Below are 1,260 nucleotides of genomic sequence, written 5' to 3'. Positions count from 1 at the left end.
TAGGTGAAGAGGGAAGACGAGGGCGCGGGGGAGGGCGTCGCGGTGTCGTCGGTGACCACGGGGGCGTCCGCGATGAACCGGGTGAGCTCCGCGCCGATCAGCATGCGCGCTGGGTGGGGGCCACCCGCGAGGAGGCGCGGCATCCACTCGGAGACCCGATCCTCTGCGCCAGCCACGAGGATGACGTTCCCGAAGCGGCGGCCCTTGAGGACCTGCGCCTCGGCGAGGGCCCCGACGAAGGGGAAGATCGTGCGAAGCGTGGCGAGTTGGGACCGGACAAAGGGGAGCCCCGGCCCGTCCGCGGCGTTGACCGCGAGGACGCCGCCGGGCGCGAGGAGCCGAGGCACCAGCGCGTAAAACTCGCGGCTGGTCACGTGCGCCGGGGTCTGCGCGCCCGAGAAGATATCCACGATGACCGCGTCGGTGACGCCGTTCAGCCCGGCGGGGAGCTTTTCCAGGATCGCGCGGGCGTCGCCGTGCCGGACCCGGATCCTGGCGCGCTTGGGCAGCGGCAGTTCCTCACGGACCAGCGCGACGAGTTCGCTCTCCAGCTCGGCCACCTGCTGCGAAGAACCCGGACGGGTCGCCTCCACATACCGGGGCAGGGTGAGCGCGCCGCCGCCCAGGTGCACCGCGGTGATGGGCGCGCCAGCCGGGGCGACCAGGTCGATCACGTGCCCGATCCGGCGCACATACTCGTAGAACAGCTCGCTCGGGTCGTCGAGGAGGACGTGCGACTGGGGCGTCCCGTCCACGATGAGCTCGAAGGCACCCGGAACGAATCGATCCGGCTGGACATGGGCGCTGAGCCCGCTGACGCCGAGCGTCACGGTTTTCTGGGACACGCATCGAGCCTACGGCCTGTGCCCGACCCCGTGCACCGTGCCCTGGCGCTCCGGCGGCCCGCACGTCGCCTGCGGGTCACTCGTGGGCGGGATGCTCCGGGTGATCGTGCCTGGCCCGCGCCCGGTTCAGGGCGAAGCGCGTCGCCAGCACCGCGGCGGCCGTGCCCAGCAGGGCCCCGGCCACGGTGTCGCTGAGCCAGTGCACGAGGAGGACCTGGCGGCTGAGCATCATCGCGAGGACCCAGCCGACCGCGAGCAGCCACACCCAGGCGCGTCGCACCAGCAGCGCCACGCAGATGGCGAGCGCGGCCGCCGCCGTGCTGTGCCCCGAAGGGAAGGAGTCGCCGCCCGCGGCGATGAGCGCGTCGAGGGGGCGCGGGCGCTGCACGACGGACTTCAGGAACTCCGAGGCGAT

The 1,260-nt window shown here is 72.6% G+C and carries 2 protein-coding genes; both read right to left on the bottom strand.

The genetic code is table 11. The annotated features are described in order from the left end of the window. On the bottom strand, positions 1–845 hold an 845-nt coding region (locus tag OOT08_RS06810; RefSeq protein ID WP_325091846.1), incomplete at its 3' end, for a spermidine synthase. A gap of 76 nt (positions 846–921) precedes the next feature. Continuing rightward, positions 922–1,260, bottom strand: a 339-nt coding sequence (locus OOT08_RS06805) for a phosphatase PAP2 family protein (RefSeq protein WP_325091845.1), incomplete at its 5' end; no start/stop codon positions are given.

The organism is Leucobacter sp. M11, from assembly GCF_035726885.1.
Taxonomy (GTDB): domain Bacteria; phylum Actinomycetota; class Actinomycetes; order Actinomycetales; family Microbacteriaceae; genus JAPFRB01.
Note: the sequence above shows the minus strand (reverse complement) of the source record. Positions and strands in the feature narration are given on the sequence as shown.